The sequence below is a fragment of the Cognatishimia sp. F0-27 genome, from assembly GCF_020667845.1.
GTDB lineage: Bacteria > Pseudomonadota > Alphaproteobacteria > Rhodobacterales > Rhodobacteraceae > JAFMPQ01.
This window is the reverse complement of sequence record NZ_JAFMPQ010000035.1, coordinates 15,067-30,464: the sequence shown is the minus strand read 5'-3', so window position 1 is coordinate 30,464 and position 15,398 is coordinate 15,067. Positions and strand designations below refer to the sequence as shown.

At 60.2% G+C, this 15,398-nt stretch carries 12 protein-coding genes and 2 pseudogenes; 12 read left to right on the top strand and 2 right to left on the bottom strand.

Translation table 11 applies throughout. The features are described 5' to 3' along the window. Window positions 1-8 precede the first annotated feature (8 nt). From J1C49_RS16980 to J1C49_RS16960, 5 genes and pseudogenes are all read left to right on the top strand, one after another. Window positions 9-881 (top strand): dioxygenase, encoded by an 873-nt coding sequence (locus tag J1C49_RS16980; RefSeq protein ID WP_227447034.1) that lies wholly within the window; start codon window positions 9-11, stop codon window positions 879-881. 368 nt (window positions 882-1,249) lie between these two features. Continuing rightward, a pseudogene (locus J1C49_RS16975) lies at window positions 1,250-3,213 on the top strand (heavy metal translocating P-type ATPase). A 12-nt stretch (window positions 3,214-3,225) separates the two neighbouring features. After that, a pseudogene (gene cueR, locus J1C49_RS16970) lies at window positions 3,226-3,624 on the top strand (Cu(I)-responsive transcriptional regulator). A gap of 140 nt (window positions 3,625-3,764) precedes the next feature. Beyond that, window positions 3,765-4,670 (top strand): LysR family transcriptional regulator, encoded by a 906-nt coding sequence (locus tag J1C49_RS16965; RefSeq protein ID WP_227447033.1) that lies wholly within the window; start codon window positions 3,765-3,767, stop codon window positions 4,668-4,670. Between the two features lie 102 nt (window positions 4,671-4,772). Next, window positions 4,773-5,327: a tetratricopeptide repeat protein gene (locus tag J1C49_RS16960; RefSeq protein ID WP_227447032.1), complete on the top strand. Its 555-nt coding sequence runs from the start codon at window positions 4,773-4,775 to the stop codon at window positions 5,325-5,327. Between the two features lie 222 nt (window positions 5,328-5,549). Here the strand turns inward: J1C49_RS16960 and uraH are convergent, their stop codons facing one another. Then, window positions 5,550-5,906: a hydroxyisourate hydrolase gene (gene uraH / locus J1C49_RS16955; RefSeq protein ID WP_227447031.1), complete on the bottom strand. Its 357-nt coding sequence runs from the start codon at window positions 5,904-5,906 to the stop codon at window positions 5,550-5,552. A 147-nt stretch (window positions 5,907-6,053) separates the two neighbouring features. On the opposite strand from uraH, the gene puuE reads away from it, so the two are divergent. The 3 genes from puuE (at window position 6,054) to J1C49_RS16940 (ending at window position 9,591) form a co-directional block, all read left to right on the top strand. Continuing rightward, complete coding sequence (gene puuE, locus J1C49_RS16950) at window positions 6,054-7,466, top strand: allantoinase PuuE (RefSeq protein WP_227447030.1); 1,413 nt, start codon at window positions 6,054-6,056, stop codon at window positions 7,464-7,466. Continuing rightward, the gene (locus tag J1C49_RS16945) at window positions 7,463-7,957 is read left to right on the top strand and encodes an ureidoglycolate lyase (protein ID WP_227447029.1); all 495 of its coding nucleotides are present in this window, start codon (window positions 7,463-7,465) and stop codon (window positions 7,955-7,957) included. Before puuE ends, J1C49_RS16945 begins: the two co-directional genes overlap by 4 nt. 227 nt (window positions 7,958-8,184) lie before the next feature. Continuing rightward, entirely contained in the window at window positions 8,185-9,591 is a 1,407-nt protein-coding gene (locus tag J1C49_RS16940; protein ID WP_227447028.1) for a uracil-xanthine permease family protein, read from the top strand. Between the two features lie 225 nt (window positions 9,592-9,816). On the opposite strand, the gene J1C49_RS16935 is transcribed toward J1C49_RS16940, so the two are convergent. Beyond that, window positions 9,817-10,638, bottom strand: coding sequence for a bifunctional allantoicase/(S)-ureidoglycine aminohydrolase (locus J1C49_RS16935; RefSeq protein ID WP_227447027.1), 822 nt, complete (start codon window positions 10,636-10,638; stop codon window positions 9,817-9,819). A 427-nt stretch (window positions 10,639-11,065) separates the two neighbouring features. On the opposite strand from J1C49_RS16935, the gene J1C49_RS16930 reads away from it, so the two are divergent. From J1C49_RS16930 to J1C49_RS16915, 4 genes are all read left to right on the top strand, one after another. Beyond that, window positions 11,066-12,091: a LacI family DNA-binding transcriptional regulator gene (locus tag J1C49_RS16930; protein ID WP_227447026.1), complete on the top strand. Its 1,026-nt coding sequence runs from the start codon at window positions 11,066-11,068 to the stop codon at window positions 12,089-12,091. A gap of 93 nt (window positions 12,092-12,184) precedes the next feature. After that, window positions 12,185-13,504, top strand: a complete 1,320-nt coding sequence (locus J1C49_RS16925; RefSeq protein ID WP_227447025.1) for a sugar ABC transporter substrate-binding protein — start codon at window positions 12,185-12,187, stop codon at window positions 13,502-13,504. A gap of 128 nt (window positions 13,505-13,632) precedes the next feature. Next, window positions 13,633-14,538 (top strand): carbohydrate ABC transporter permease, encoded by a 906-nt coding sequence (locus tag J1C49_RS16920; RefSeq protein WP_227447024.1) that lies wholly within the window; start codon window positions 13,633-13,635, stop codon window positions 14,536-14,538. A 14-nt stretch (window positions 14,539-14,552) separates the two neighbouring features. Further along, the gene (locus tag J1C49_RS16915) at window positions 14,553-15,383 is read left to right on the top strand and encodes a carbohydrate ABC transporter permease (RefSeq protein WP_227447023.1); all 831 of its coding nucleotides are present in this window, start codon (window positions 14,553-14,555) and stop codon (window positions 15,381-15,383) included. The last annotated feature ends 15 nt before the right edge of the window (window positions 15,384-15,398 follow it).

Here is a 15,398-nt window from a genome sequence, read left to right as displayed (position 1 = left end):
GTGACCCGATGCGGAATGTAACCAAGGACAATATTACAGACGTCTTCATGGGCTATCTCGCAGAGGATACAGACCCGCGGATGCGTGAAATCATGGGCTCGCTCGTCAAGCACCTGCACGATTTTGCGCGTGAGACAAACCTCACCCACGAAGAATGGCGCACGGGTATCGCGTTTCTGGAAGGCTGTGCCGCCGTTGAGACCGAAGACCGGCATGAATTCGTGCTGGCCTCCGATGTTCTGGGCTTGTCGTCGCTGATTGACATGCTGCATTCGCGCGATGACGCGACGAGTTCTTCGGTGCTGGGGCCGTTCCATGTGTCCGGGGCGCCCCCTTTGCCCGTGGGGGGCGATATGAAGCGCCACTATGGCGGACCGCTGCTTCTGGCCGAAGGCGTGATCAAGGATACCGCGGGCAATCCGATCCCCGGTGCGGAGATCGATATCTGGCAGACCGCACCGAACGGTCTTTATGCCAGTCAGGATGAAGAGCAGGACACGTATTCCTTCCACGGCCTCATGACGGTGGGAGAGGACGGGCGCTATGCGTTCACGACTGTGAAGCCGGTCGAATATACCGTTCCTTCTGACGGGCCGGTGGGCGATATCCTGCGCGCCTGCGGACGGCATCCGTGGCGACCGTCCCACCTGCACTACATCGTCAAGGCCGAAGGGTTTCAGCCGCTTGTGACGGAAATCTTCCCCGAAGATGATCCGTATCTCGACGAAGACACGGTGTTTGGTGTGCGCAAGGATCTCGTCATGCGCTACGTGGAACGGCCGGCTGCGGATTTCCCCGACGGGATGGTTTTGTCCGGGAAGGTCACGGAGCCTTTCCTCCATGTGACGTTTGACGTCACGCTTGCCCCGGCGGACACCTGATCCGGGCGCTCGCGCGGCGCCTGTGCGGCGCCTGCAGGCGCCGCTGGACATGCGCCATATCGAGCCCTCTTGTGGCGGTATCCGGGGACACGGATCTCTGCGACGCACGGGATATGGGCAGATATCGTGCTGGGCGTATCCGGCGCGGTTTGCCAGCGTTGTGGATGAGAACAATCAACCGCATCCCATATGGAAAGGCCGCATCCGGGCATCGGCCAGAAAAACTCCCATGGAAACAGCGCGTGCGCTGCGGCGCGACAGGCTGGGCGAGGCAATCGCTTCGCATTCATGGACCGGTGATCTTTAGCGTCCAGTGACTGGAAGTCCCATGAAGAGCGCAACATCGCTCTGCCATACGAGGCCATGCCATGACCAACGCTTTCCAAACCACGCTGGTCATCACCGGCATGTCCTGCGCGTCTTGTGTCGGACGGGTTGAACGCGCGCTCGGGGCGCTTGAAGGGGTCTCCGGCGTGGCTGTCAATCTTGCGACCTAAAGCGCGCGTCTCGACATCGACAGCGCAGGCCGTATCGCGGACGTGGCCAAGGAACTGGATACGCTCGGTTATCCGACCCACCGCAACACGGCCACGCTGGTCATCACCGGCATGTCCTGCGCCTCTTGCACGGGGCGGGTGGAACGGGGCCTTGAGGCTGTTCCCGGTGTGCTTTCAGCGTCGGTCAACCTCGCAACGGAGACCGCCACGGTCGAATATGCGGAAGGAGCACTCAGGCCCGCAGACCTGATCGCCAGGGTCACGCTGCTTGATTATCCGGCTGACTTGGCACATGCGCGTTGCAGCCGTCCGACATGGTGCTTGTCAGTCCCGGGGAGCGCATTCCGGTCGATGGCCTTGTGTCCGAAGGCAGCAGCAATGTCGATGAAAGCATGATTACGGGTGAGCCGCTCGCGGTTGCAAAAGCCAAAGGGGCCATAGTGACCGGCGGCACCGTCAATGGCACCGGCGCCTTGACATTGCGCGCCACACGCGTGGGCGCGGAAACGACCCCGGCGCAGATCATTCGCATGGTCGAGGAAGCGCAGGGCGCCAAACTGCCAATTCAGAGCCTCGTGGACCGCGTGACGGTCTGGTTTGTTCCGGCTGTCATGGCGATGGCAGTTCTGACGGTTCTTGTGTGGCTGGTGGTCGGCCCTGATCCGGCTCTGACAATGGCGCTTGTTGCGGGGGTTTCCGTGCTGATTATCGCATGTCCCTGCGCCATGGGGCTCGCGACGCCGACCTCCATCATGGTTGGCACCGGTCGCGCGACGGAGATGGGTGTGCTCTTCCGCAAGGGCGCCGCCTTGCACGCCCTGTCGGATATGGACGTGATCGCCTTCGACAAGACCGGAACGGTCACCGAAGGGCGACCCGTTCTGACGGATGTGGTTCTGGCCGAGGGGTTTGCGCGCGCCGAGCTCTTGTCGCTTGTCGCGTCGGTGGAGGCACAGTCCGAGCACCCGATTGCCGAAGCGATTGTGCAGAGCGCACGAGCCGAAGGCATCGCTGTCCCAATGGCGGAGGGTTTCTCCTCTCTCACCGGTTACGGGGTCGCGGCCACGGTCGGAGCGCATCGGGTCATGGTCGGTGCGGACCGGTTCATGACACGCGAGGGGATCGAGATCACAACCCTGCAAGGGGCGGAGTCGGCGCTTGCCGCGCGCGGTCGCACGGCGCTGTTTGCGGCGGTTGATGGCAAGATTGCTGCTGTGATCGCGGTGTCGGATCCGGTCAAGCGCAACAGCCGTGCCGCAATTGCCGCCTTGCAGGCGCAAGGCTTCGAGACGGCCATGATCACGGGAGACAAGGAGGCCACCGCGCGTGCCATCGCGGATGAGGTCGGAATTGCCCATGTCGTGTCCGGCGTTCTGCCCGATGGCAAGGTCGCCGCGCTGGAGGCCCTCGCGCAAGGCGGGCGCAAGGTCGCTTTTGTTGGGGACGGGATCAACGATGCGCCGGCGCTCGCCCGTGCGGATGTGGGAATCGCCATCGGCACCGATGTGGCCATTGAAAGCGCGGATGTGGTGCTCATGTCCGGCGACCTTCGCGGCGTGGTGAACGCGGCCTTCATCTCTCGCGCGACAATGGCCAATATCCGCCAGAACCTCGGTTGGGCGTTTGGCTACAACATCGCCCTGATACCCGTGGCGGCAGGCGTGCTTTATCCGGTTTTCGGGCTTTTGCTGTCCCCGATCTTTGCCGCCGGCGCCATGGCGCTGTCTTTCGTGTCGGTTCTGACCAACGCGTTGAGGCTTCGGCGCATCACGCCTGACATGCCCGACGCGATATCTGGCCATGATGCGGCGTTGACCCCGCAACCCGCCGAATAGGAGCGTGTGGACATGAATATCTCGCAGGTCGCGGAACGCGCGGGCCTTCCCCCGAAAACCATCCGCTATTACGAGGAGATCGGCCTCATCCGTGCCGCGCGCAGTGCCAATGGCTACCGCGCGTTCCGGGAGCAGGATCTTCACAAGCTGACCTTTCTGGGGCGCGCCCGGGCTCTCGGCTTCTCTATCGAGGACTGCCGCATGTTGCTCAGCCTCTATGAGGACGAGACCCGCGAGAGTGCGTAAGTCAAAGCGATTGCGCAGGAGCATCTGGACGCGATCGACGACAAGATTGCCCAGCCTCGGGCAATGCGGAACACGCTTTCTCACCTTGTCAGCGCGTGCCGCGGCGATGATCGGCCCGATTGCCCGATCCTGACCGACCTCGCCAAGGGATCGGCATTGGCGTGATCCATTCCGCCGTCCGAAATGCTTGCGCGGCGCGGTGTGGCATCATGAACCGGGGTGGGAGATGGTCGGAGGCACTGGTCTGCTGCGGTTTATTCTGCTAACGGTGAAGAAACCCAAGCAGTGTCAAAATTTTCCGAACAATGTCCTATTTCGACAACATCCGAACCTTTGTGAGGGTCTACGAACTGGGCAGCATGTCTGCCGCCGGGCGCGATTTGCGGATTTCCCCTGCGGTGACCTCGTCGCGCATTTCGCAACTCGAAGAGCATCTGGGTGTGCGGCTGTTCCAGAGGACGACCCGCAGCCTTACACCGACGGAGCAAGGCAAATCCTTTTATCGCGGGGCGACGGACATCCTCGAGGCGGTGGAAAGCGCTGAGGCCCAGATCGCGAACATCACAGAGAATCCAAAGGGCTCGCTTTACGTGGCCGCACCTCTGGGTGTCGGGAGGCGTCTCATCGCGCCTCAGATCTCCGATTTCCTTTCGCGCTACCCCGATGTCAGCGTTCGGCTGCGCTTGACGGATCGGAAGGTCGATCTGACCACCGAAGGGCTCGATCTCTCGTTTTTCCTCGGCCAGCCGGAAGACAGTAACCTGCGTATTCGCAAGATCGCCGATGTCCCGCGGGTATTGTGTGCGGCACCGGACTATATCGCGCGGCGCGGCATGCCGAAAAACGGGGATGCGCTGCTGTCGGAGGGGCATGAATGCCTCAACCTCCGCTTTCCCGGCGCGACGGAGTTTCGCTGGCTTCTGTCCACCAAAGATGGACCAAAGCGGTTTTCCGTTTCGGGGCGCTTCGAGTGTGATGATGGCGATGTGCTGACTGACTGGGCGCTGGCCGGTCATGGCATCGCGTTGAAGCCGGTTTTTGAGATCGCCGATCACCTCCGGTCTGGCAGGTTGCACCCTGTCGCGCAGGAAACGCCACCGGAGCCGATCCAGATGGCGTGCCTCTTTACCCACCGCCGTCAACAAGATCCGAAAACCCGCCTTTTCATGGAATTCATGATCGAACGTATCGAGCGCGTGATCGCCGGTTAGCGGCGACACCAACGCATTGCGACGTTCCACGCGGCCAAGACATTGGTCTTGAGGACGGCTCTGACCGCATCATGGTAGCCTTGGCCGGAAAGAGAGGGCCTCATGCTTGGACGGATATTAATCATCACGGTCATGTCGTTGGCTCCGACCGCGCATGCGGAACCACGCGCAACCATCGAAGATGATCTGGGCATTCTCAATCCTCAGGATACCGGACAGGAGATGCTCAAGCGCAAGATCGAAATGGGTGTCATCGATTCCATCACCTGTTCGCTGGGCATCAATGTCACCAAGATCGACAATCCGGTTCTCGCGCGCGACCTGACCCGACGCTGCGCCGAAGCCGGGTATACCAAGGCGATGACCTGGATGAGCCAACTTGAGAACAACGGGCTTGGCGGCGACTACAACCCCGATGCCGCTGCGGAATGGGATCGCCGGGCCGCCGAGGCCGGGGATCCCGTCGGTCGCTTTAACTATGGTCTGGATCTGATGCGCGGGCATGGTGTGCCTCAGAATGAGGCTCTCGGGCGTCAATACGTCGATCAGGCAGCTGAGGACGGTCTCGCGATCGCCAAACGTCTTCAGCGTTCAGGGTACGATCTCGACGCGGTGACGCCAGATGCGGATAACTGGAAATACGGCTCGTTCTTTTGAACCGCGCAACCGCCAAAGGCCAAAAGGGGATGTGGTGGACCGGTCTTCCCTGTGGCCGGTCCCGTCGATTGGTCCGGGTTTCTGAAACCTGCGCGGCTGACCCGCCCGGTTAAAGCTCGTCCTGCGCGGCCGTGGACCGGCCGGCATCGTCGTGCAGCCGAACTGGAACGGCCGTTCAGAAGGAGCGCGTGTGATGGCGGTCGCCCGCCACGGGCGACGCGGTCAGCTGCCGCGATAGGTGCTCATCCCGTGGGGCGACAGCAGCAAGGGCACGTGGTAGTGCGCGTCCGCGTCCGAGATGCCGAAGCGGATCGGGACTTGATCGAGGAACAGGATGTCGCCTTCGCCTTGCCCGGTCGCGCGCAGATAATCGCCAGCGAAAAAGACGAGTTCATACGTACCCGGTTTGAACGATTCCGATGGAAGAATCGGATTGTCGGTGCGCCCGTCATCGTTTGTCACCGATTCCGCAATCATTTTGTGCGAATTGCCTGACACGCGATACAGCGCGATCCGAATGCCCTTCGCCGGGCAACCGCGGGCGGTATCAAGAACATGTGTGGTCAAATATCCAGCCATCTTGCGCGTCTCCTTGTTCTGCGTGTGTATCTAGTCCGAATGCCGCTGACGAGTAAAAGCCGCTCTGTCGGAAGCTGCTTATGGATTTTTTTGAAAAACAGCGGGGATTTTATGATTTATGCAGGGAAGAACAAGGAGGAGGGGCAAGTGACACGCTATCCACGAGACATGACGGGATACGGCGCCCAGCCACCGGAACCGAAATGGCCCGGTGGCGCAAAGATCGCGGTCCAGATCGTTCTGAACTACGAAGAGGGCGGCGAGAACAACATCCTGCACGGGGATGCGGCGTCGGAAGCCTTCCTTTCGGAGATCACCGGCGCCGCGCCTTGGCCGGGGCAGCGGCACTGGAACATGGAAACGATCTACGAGTATGGAAGCCGCGCAGGCTTTTGGCGCGTGCACCGTCTGCTTAAGGATCTGCCGATCACGGTCTATGGCGTCGCGACGGCGCTTGCACGTGCCCCGCAGCAGCTGATGGCGATGAAAGCGGCGGGTTGGGAAATTGCCAGCCATGGTCTGAAATGGATCGAACACAAGGACATGAGTGTCGAAGAGGAGCGCGCCCAGATCCGGGAGGCGATCCGCTTGCATACGGAGGTGGTCGGCGCGCCGCCGCGCGGCTGGTATACGGGGCGGTGCTCCATGAACACGATCGACCTTGCGGCCGAGGAAGGCGCGTTTGCCTACATCGCAGACAGCTATGCCGATGATCTGCCCTATTGGACGCGTGCGGGCGGCAAGGATCAGCTGATCGTGCCGTATACCATGGATTGCAACGACATGCGCTTCGCGATCCAGGCCGGATTTACCAACGGTGACCAGTTTGAAAGCTACCTCAAGGACAGCTTCGACATGCTCTATGCGGAGGGGCAGGCGGGGGCGCCAAAAATGCTCTCGATCGGGTTGCATTGCCGTTTGATCGGGCGGCCGGGGCGCGCGATGGCCCTCAAGCGTGTGCTTGATCATATGGCGGCGCACGAAGGTGTCTGGTTTGCGACGCGCGAACAAATCGCGGATCACTGGGCCGCCACGCATCCACCGACCACAACTGCGCGCCCGTCCGAAATGGAGAAGGCAGAATTTGTCGCCGAATACGGTGGCATCTTCGAGCATAGCCCGTGGATCGCCGAAGCGGCCTTTGACCTCGAGCTGGGTCCAACCCATGACTGCGCATCCGGTGTGCATCTTGCTCTGGCGCGCGTGTTCCGCAGCGCCTCGGAGGAACAGCGGCTTGGCGTGCTGACGGCCCATCCCGACCTTGCGGGCAAGCTCGCGGCAGCAGGCCGGTTGACCGCGGAGTCAACGTCGGAACAGGCGGGCGCCGGGCTGGATATGCTGACAGATGACGAACGGGCCACTTTTCAGAAGCTCAATGCCGACTATGTCGCGCGCCATGGGTTTCCCTTCATCATTGCCGTCAAGGACAATAGCAAGGCGACCATCCTCGATGCCTTCCAGCGTCGGATCGGGAACGACCGCGACACGGAGTTCGCCGAGGCGTGCAGGCAAGTCGAGCGCATCGCCGAACTGCGTCTGATCGAGAAGTTCGGCGGATGAGTCGGGTGCTGATCTCCGAGCCGCTCACGCCAACGGCCTTTGCGCCTTTTGGCGATGTGCTCGATGTGGAGGGCACGCCCGATATGATGATCAATCAGGGTTTGTGCGGCCGTTACCATGACCGCGCGCATCTTGAATTTGGCGCCGGTCGTCCCGGCATCAGCCTGTTTCAGGCGGAGTTGCGCGCGCTGCCATACCACTTGGACATGATGGAGAGGCACCCGCTCGGCTCTCAGGCATTCATTCCGATGTCGATGGACGGGTTTCTGGTGATCGTGGCCCCCGATGCGGATGGCGTTCCGGGTCAACCGCAGGCGTTTTGCACCAAGCCGGGACAGGCGATCAATATTCACCGAAATGTCTGGCATGGGGTTCTGACACCCTTGTCCGGCTCTGGCCTGTTTGCCGTGATCGACCGCATCGGCGAAGGGCTCAACCTTGAGGAGCACTGGTTCGAGAATCCTTACGTCGTCCAGAAACCGGAGCGCTAACGGAGAACGGAGAGTCGCCGGGATGCCATGCGCGCTTGCCCGGACCTCTCGGCCTCCTGCCGTTCAGGGGCCTGTTCTGCAATAGCGCCGTGGAATAGCGCCTTGGAACAGGCGGCAAGGCCTTTGGGAGGCCGCGCGGCAGGGCAAAGATGAGCCTTCGCGCACAAGCACAAGAAAATGCCCGTCATCCCGCAAGGCCATGGGGGCGCAACAGAGAGGGACACTTCATGACCGACGCAACCATCGGAACGCCGGCGCAGCTGCGCGATCCAGACTATACACCACCGATAGCGAAGGCGGTGCCACTGGGCATACAGCACGTTCTGGCAATGTTTGTCTCCAACGTGACACCGGCGATCATCGTCTGCGGAGCGGCAGGGTTCGGCTTCGGTTCGAACAGTCCGGACTTCCCCGAAATGATCTACATGATCCAGATGTCGATGTTTTTTGCGGGCATCGCCACCTTGTTTCAAACCATTGGGATCGGCCCGGTCGGTGCCCGGCTTCCGATTGTTCAGGGAACGAGTTTCGCCTTCATCCCGATTATGATCCCTCTGGTTGCGGGCAAAGGTGTCGACGCCATTGCGGTTCTCATGGGAGGAATCGTTGTGGGCGGCCTTTTTCACGCGGTGTTGGGTCTATTCATCGGCCGGTTGCGCTTTGCTCTGCCGCCGCTTGTCACAGGGTTGGTGGTCACGATGATCGGCCTCGCTCTGGTCAAGGTGGGCGTGCAATATGCCGCTGGTGGCGTCCCCGCGATCGGGACGCCGGAATATGGCTCGGGTCTGAACTGGTTGATGGCTGGCACGGTAATCATCGTCACGCTGGGGCTGAAATTCTTTGCCCGAGGCATGCTGTCCGTTTCCGCCGTGCTGATCGGTCTCTTGGTGGGTTATGCGCTTGCCTTTGTCCTGGGCCAGGTCAATCTCGGCAATGTCGGGCGCGCTGCGTCTTTTGCCCTGCCCAACCCGCTGCATTTCGGCATTGAATTCTCTGTCGCCGCGATCATCGGGTTTTGTGCGATGTCTTTTGTCTCGGCGGTGGAGACCGTCGGGGACGTGTCCGGCATTACAAAGGGCGGCGCCGGCCGGGAAGCCACCGACAAAGAGATTCAGGGTGCGACCTTCGCCGATGGTATTGGCACAGCAATCTCCGGCCTGTTTGGTGCGCTGCCGAACACGTCGTTCAGCCAGAATGTCGGGCTCATTGCCATGACCGGTGTGATGAGTCGCATGGTCGTGACCATCGGCGCGCTCTTTTTGATCCTGTGCGGGCTTGTGCCGAAGATCGGTGCGGTGATCTCGTCAATTCCGATCGAGGTGCTGGGCGGCGGTGTGATCGTAATGTTCGGCATGGTTGTCGCGGCGGGCATCTCGATGCTGTCCGACGTGACATGGAACCGGCGCAACATGGTGATTTTTGCGATTGCCTTGAGCCTTGGCCTTGGACTGCAACTGGAGCCGAACGCGCTGCAATACCTGCCCGGAACGCTCAAGGTTCTGGCCACCTCCGGGATCCTGCCCGCAGCGGTCATCGCGATTGTTCTCAACCTTATCCTGCCCGAAGAACTGTCGGATGAAGCCACCGAAGAGGTCTCCGGCGGTATGGCCGGGGATGGCAAGGGACGTTTCTGAGCGGACAGCCCTGAACCTGACCGAAAGCCCCGGCTGCCGAAGCCGGGGCTTTTTGCATGGCGCAGGCAAGGGCAGACTTGCCGGAGGGTGGTGGGGCAACTCGCGCGGACGTGGCGTCAAACGGTCAGGACAGCGGCGTGATGCCCGCATCTGAGGGGCGGGCACAGGGGGCCTTGCGCCCTCCCTCTGACCAGGTTTCGGCGCGGATGATCTGGGTTGGGTGGCTCAGAGCTTGAGCGGCATGTGCCGGTTCACGTCCTTGTAGAGCAGGTAACGGAACCGCCCAGGTCCTCCGGCGTAACAGGCTTGTGGGCAGAAAGCGCGCAGCCACATGAAGTCGCCCGCCTCGACCTCAACCCAATCGGTATTCAGCCGATAGGCTGCTTTGCCTTCCAGCACGTAGAGGCCGTGTTCCATCACATGGGTTTCGAGGAACGGGATTACGGCGCCCGGTTCGAAGGTGACGACGGTCACGTGCATGTCGTGCCGAAGATCGGTCGGATCGACAAAGCGCGTGGTGGCCCATTTGCCCTCGGTCCCGGGCATTTCCGTTGGCGCGATGTCGTTTTCGTTCAGCACGAGGGGCTCCGGCGTATCGAGCCCCTCAACAGCCTGGTAGGCTTTGCGGATCCAGTGAAATCGCAGCGTTTCCTGCCCCGTGTTATGAAGGCGCCATTGGCTTGCGGGCGGAAGATAGGCATAGCCCCCGGGCGTCATGTCATGCCGGGCTCCGTCAATCTCGAGCGTAGCAGCGCCCTCCACGACAAAGAGCACGCCTTGCGCATTCGGATCTGTTTCTGGCCGGTCGGAGCCCCCGCCGGGCAGCACTTCCATGATGTATTGCGAAAATGTCTCGGCGAAGCCCGTCATCGGACGGGCAATGACCCAAAGGCGTGTTTTCTCCCAGAATGGCAGAAAGCTGGTCACGATGTCGCGCATCGTTCCCTTCGGGATCACGGCATAGGCATCGGTGAAGACGGCCCTGTCCGTGAGAAGCTGTTCTTGTCCTGGATGACCGCCTTTCGGCGCGAAGTACGTGTTCGGCATAAAAGGCTCCCCGCTCAAGGTTGCATGTGTGCGTGGCGACTATGCTCTGTCGCAATTCCACCGGCCAGAGGAAAAGAGGAGAAGAGAGTTTGCGAGAAATCTTGATAATCGCGTCGCTGAGAGGGGCGAGAGGCTCGCGTTAGGATACATGCGGGATGTGGGCGGCGGGCGGGTGAGCGCGACCTGCACGTTTTGGCGGGCAACGGAATGCACTCGCCGCTGCAGCCATGGCCGCCGATGAGCTTGAAAACGGTACGTATCAAACGCCCCGAGCACCCCGGCGCCGGGGCTGACACCCGCTCAGGTGATGAAAAATCAGGCTTTTTCACGTGTAAACTTTTGTAAAATTACAAAAATTATCGCGCGTATAATTTTATCGCCGGAAACACTTGTGCGGTGACCCCTCAGTCGGCATCATGGGGGCACTATGGTCAAAATTCGCAATATGGAGGAGTTTGCGGCGCTCAGCGGCATTTCTCGTCCCACCGTCTCGAAATACTTCAACAATCCTGACAGTGTCCGGGCAACAACGCGCGCCCGGATCGAGGAGGCGTTGGGAAAATATGAGTATCGGCCAAATATTTACGCAATCAACCAGAACCGGAAGCTGACCAAGAATATTGGTATCGTGGTTCCCTTCCTGGCTGACCCGTTCTTTGCCGAAATCGCCCGGACGCTTGAGCAGAACGTCATCGCTGCGGGGTATCGTCCGAACCTCTTCGGATCCCATGGTAACAGTGATGTTGAACTCGAGGTATTGGACAGTCTTCGGTCCCTCAAACCTGCCGGGGTTCTGCTCGCGCCGCTTGGGCGTTCCTCGGACAAGCTGGAAATCGAGAAGTTTTGCCGCGATGTTCCGACTGTATTGTTCGACAGCAATCTCGGTGGTATCGGCGAGGCCTTTATCGGCTCTGACAATTTCAGTTTTGTCTCTCAAACCGTCGAGTACCTGGTCCGGACCGGTGAGCCGCCGATCTTTTTCGAGATGCGCACACCGGCGAACCCGAACGCCAACAAACGCAGACTGGCGTATATCCAGATGATGGAGCGACTTGGCTTTGAGCCGCACGTCCACAAGATCGAGGGTGAGGGCTGGTCGTTCGAGGAAATCGGACGCGCAGGTGCACTCAAGCTGTTGTCCGACGGCCTGCCGGCAAGCAATGCGATTCTCTGCAGCAACGATCGCCTTGCGATTGGAGTCCTTTCTGCGTGCTACGAGATGGGAATCCGGGTAGGTCGGACCGAGGATTGCCAGCTGCGCGTTGCATCCAACGACGATCATCCTTTCGCGCGGTTCACATGTCCGTCGTTGACGACTGCGGCACATGACTACGCCTCCGTTGCCGACCGAAGCGTCGCGACTCTCTTGGAAGTGATTGAAAGTGGGGGCAAATTGGCCTCCAGGTCCGAGACGCTTTTTCCCGCGCGCCTCGTTCTTCGAGATTCCGCGTAAAGAAAAAAGTTTTCGCGCGTAAAAAATTTGTTGACGTACGTGCCGACTCTTCACTAGTGTCCTTCACAGACATCTAATTCAGGGAGGACCGGGATGTTTATGAGAACCGCACTGGGTGCGGCGAGCGCACTCGCAATGCTCGCAGGCACAGCTGCATTTGCCGAAAGCCACGCAAAGACGATCACCATCGCGACCGTGAACAACGGCGACATGATCCGTATGCAGGGCTACACGGACACCTTCACCGAGCAAACGGGCATCAATGTCGAGTGGGTTACGCTCGAAGAGAACGTGCTTCGCCAGCGTGTGACGACGGACGTGACGACCAAAGGTGGTCAGTTCGACATCATGACAATCGGCATGTACGAAACGCCGATCTGGGGCGCCAATGGTTGGCTCGTCCCGCTGAATGATCTGTCCGCAGAATATGACGTGGACGACATTCTTCCTGCGATGCGCAACGGCCTGAGCCACGACGGCACGCTCTACGCGGCACCGTTCTACGGCGAAAGCTCGATGATCATGTATCGCACCGACCTCATGGAAGCTGCCGGCCTGGAAATGCCCGATGCTCCCACGTGGCAGTTCATCCGCGAAGCCGCGGCGGCGATGGATGATCCGGAAAACGAGATCAACGGCATCTGCCTGCGCGGCAAGGCTGGCTGGGGCGAAGGCGGCGCATTCATCACCGTGACCGCCAACTCCTTCGGCGCACGTTGGTTCGACGAAGACTGGAATGCTCAGTTCGATCAGCCCGAGTGGGCCGAAGCGCTGAACTTCTACGTCAACCTGATGAACGACTACGGCCCCGAAGGTTACGCGACCAACGGGTTCAACGAGAACCTCAACCTGTTCCAGCAGGGCAAGTGTGGCATGTGGATCGACGCAACGGTTGCGGCATCCTTCGTGACCAACCCCAACGACTCGACGGTTGCCGACAAGGTCGGCTTTGCTCTTGCACCGAACTCCGAAGGTGTCGAGAAGCGCGCCAACTGGCTCTGGGCATGGGCTCTGGCGATCCCCGCCGGCACACAGCAGGAAGCCGAAGCCAAGCAGTTCATCGAGTGGGCCACGTCCAAGGACTACATCGAGCTGGTTGCTGCCAACGAAGGTTGGGCAAACGTTCCTCCGGGTGCACGGACGTCGCTCTACGAGACGGCGGAATACCAGGAAGTGCCGTTCGCCAAGATGACGCTGGACTCCATCAACGCGGCTGATCCTAACGATCCGACCGTTGATCCGGTTCCTTATGTCGGTATCCAGTTCGTGGCGATCCCCGAGTTCGCCGGCATGGCGACCGAAGTGAGCCAGGAATTCTCCGCAGCCTACGCCGGTCAGCAGTCCGTCGAGGAAGCACTTGAGAAAGCCCAGGCAATCACCAACGAAGTGATGGAAGGCGCTGGCTACCGCTAAGCGCACCCATCTGGAAGGCGGCCCTTAGGGTCGCCTTCCCCCCTACGATATCTCCCCGCAAAATCTTCGCTCCCCGTCGCCGATAGCGTGCCCAATCCGCACTGCTGTCCACAGGAAAGGTGCATGCAATGGCTACCAAAGCTTCGCGCAGCGCTGCCCGTTTGATGATGGCCCCCGCGGTAATCCTGCTCTTGGGCTGGATGCTGGTGCCTCTCACGCTGACGCTGATCTTCTCGTTCAAAAAATTCTTGCCTCTTCGCGGTGACTCAATCGACAGTGGCTGGGATTGGTTTACCTTCTTCCCGAGCCTCGAATGGGTCGGTTTCGATAACTACGCGCGTTTCCTGAGCTCCAGCGCCTTCTGGCCCTCGGTCATCACGACACTTGTCATCGTCGGCGGCGTCCTGCTCATCACCGTCGTTTTCGGCATCTTGTTGGCGATCCTTCTGGACCAGCCGATGTGGGGCCAAGGCGTTGTCCGTATCCTCGTGATCGCACCGTTTTTCGTGATGCCGACCGTGTCCGCGCTGGTCTGGAAGAACATGTTCATGGACCCGGTCAATGGCTTGTTCGCTCATCTCTGGCGCTTCTTCGGCGCTGAGCCGGTCTCCTGGTTGTCCGAGGCGTCTCTGCAATCGATCGTGATGATCGTCTCCTGGCAGTGGCTGCCCTTCGCAACGCTTATCTTGCTGACCGCGATCCAATCGCTCGATGGTGAGCAGCTTGAAGCCGCTGAAATGGACGGAGCCCCGCCACTCAAGCGCTTCTGGTTCATCACACTGCCGCATCTGAGCCGCGCGATCACCATCGTGGTCCTCATCCAGACAATCTTCCTGTTGTCGATCTTCGCCGAAATCTTTGTGACCACCGGCGGCGCATTCGGCACACGGACCCTCACATACCTGATCTTCCAGCGGGTGCTGGAAAGCCAGAATGTGGGCCTTGGGTCTGCGGGCGGTGTCTACGCCATCATCCTTGCCAATATCGTTGCCATCTTCCTGATGCGCATCGTCGGCAAAAACCTTGACCGGTAAGGGAGTAAACAACCATGGCCCGTGCCGTTACACCTCAACGCAAGATCGCGAACACCGCCATTGCCTGGGCAATCGGTTTCCTGATCTTCTTCCCGATCCTCTGGACGATCCTGACGAGCTTCAAGACCGAAGCACAAGCTATCGCAAGCCCGCCGATCTTCCTCAACTTCGACTGGACGCTGGAAAACTATGCCATCGTTCAGGAACGCTCTGACTACATGCGCTTTCTCTGGAACTCGGTGATCATCGCTGGCGGGTCCACCGTCCTTGGGATCATCATCGCGGTTCCGGCCGCCTGGTCCATGGCCTTTGTGCCATCCAAGCGGACCAAGGATATCCTGCTCTGGATGCTCTCCACAAAGATGCTTCCGGCCGTGGGCGTGCTCTACCCGATCTATCTGCTGTGCATTCAGTTGGGTGTGCTGGACAACCGGGCGGCTCTGGTGGTGATCCTGATGCTCATCAACCTGCCGATCATCGTCTGGATGCTCTACACATACTTCCGGGAAATCCCTGTCGATATCCTCGAAGCGGCAAGAATGGATGGCGCATCGCTGAAAGAAGAGCTGCTCTATATCCTGACACCGATGGCTGTTCCCGGCATTGCGTCGACGCTTTTGCTCAACTTCATCCTTGCCTGGAACGAAGCCTTCTGGACGCTGAACCTGACCGCGGTGGATGCCGCGCCTCTGACAGCGTTCATCGCCAGCTACTCCAGCCCGGAAGGTCTCTTCTTTGCCAAGCTCAGCGCGGCTTCGACCATGGCCATCGCGCCGATCCTCATCCTTGGCTGGTTCAGCCAGAAACAACTCGTCCGCGGCCTCACCTTCGGCGCCGTCAAGTGATCCTGTGAAATAAGG

Coding starts and splice junctions, on each gene's coding strand:
- J1C49_RS16965 (WP_227447033.1), top strand. CDS start 3,765: ATGTCCTATTTCGACAACATCCGAACCTTTGTGAGGGTCTACGAACTG.
- J1C49_RS16925 (WP_227447025.1), top strand. CDS start 12,185: ATGTTTATGAGAACCGCACTGGGTGCGGCGAGCGCACTCGCAATGCTC.
- J1C49_RS16930 (WP_227447026.1), top strand. CDS start 11,066: ATGGTCAAAATTCGCAATATGGAGGAGTTTGCGGCGCTCAGCGGCATT.
- J1C49_RS16945 (WP_227447029.1), top strand. CDS start 7,463: ATGAGTCGGGTGCTGATCTCCGAGCCGCTCACGCCAACGGCCTTTGCG.
- J1C49_RS16920 (WP_227447024.1), top strand. CDS start 13,633: ATGGCTACCAAAGCTTCGCGCAGCGCTGCCCGTTTGATGATGGCCCCC.
- uraH (WP_227447031.1), bottom strand. CDS start 5,906: ATGGCTGGATATTTGACCACACATGTTCTTGATACCGCCCGCGGTTGC.
- J1C49_RS16940 (WP_227447028.1), top strand. CDS start 8,185: ATGACCGACGCAACCATCGGAACGCCGGCGCAGCTGCGCGATCCAGAC.
- J1C49_RS16980 (WP_227447034.1), top strand. CDS start 9: ATGCGGAATGTAACCAAGGACAATATTACAGACGTCTTCATGGGCTAT.
- J1C49_RS16915 (WP_227447023.1), top strand. CDS start 14,553: ATGGCCCGTGCCGTTACACCTCAACGCAAGATCGCGAACACCGCCATT.
- J1C49_RS16960 (WP_227447032.1), top strand. CDS start 4,773: ATGCTTGGACGGATATTAATCATCACGGTCATGTCGTTGGCTCCGACC.
- J1C49_RS16935 (WP_227447027.1), bottom strand. CDS start 10,638: ATGCCGAACACGTACTTCGCGCCGAAAGGCGGTCATCCAGGACAAGAA.